The 534-nt window shown below is 67.0% G+C and carries 1 protein-coding gene; it reads left to right on the top strand.

Annotation, left to right across the window (positions count from 1 at the left end; genetic code table 11):
- Positions 1-534, top strand: a 534-nt coding sequence (locus ACYVDE_RS25915; protein ID WP_460504370.1) for a hypothetical protein, incomplete at both ends; no start/stop codon positions are given.

Genomic DNA, 534 nt, shown 5'->3' on the forward strand with positions numbered 1-534 from the left:
CCGCTGCCCGGCATTGGCGGCATAAGCGTGACGGACGTATTTGTGGCACGCCTCACCGACACCGGACCGGCGGCCGTCCCGGCCGACTGGGACTGGGCCATGCAGGCTGGCGGCACCGGAAGCGACGTGGCCAACGCGGTGGCCAGCAATGGCAGCCAGGTGTATGTGGCGGGCCAGGTGGTGAATCAGGCTTTTCCCAACGATGCCAACGGTGGCGCCAATGTGCAGTTTGGCACCCGCCCGTTGCCGGGCTCGGGCAATGGCAACAACTTTAACATTTTCGTAGCCCGCTTCACCGATGCCGGCCCGGCGGGCGCCGTGCCCACCGACTGGGACTGGGCGCTGGAAGCCGGCGGTACGTACGACGACTATGCCACGAGCCTGGCCCTAACCAACGGCGGCGTTTACGTGGCGGGGATGACCGTCAACTACGCCATTAGCGGCGACCCCAACGGCTTTGCCAACGTGCAGTTTGGCCCCATTGCCTACCCCGGCCAGGGCACCGCCGCCAACAGCGAGGCCTTTGTGGCCCGC

This window comes from Hymenobacter agri (assembly GCF_054778495.1).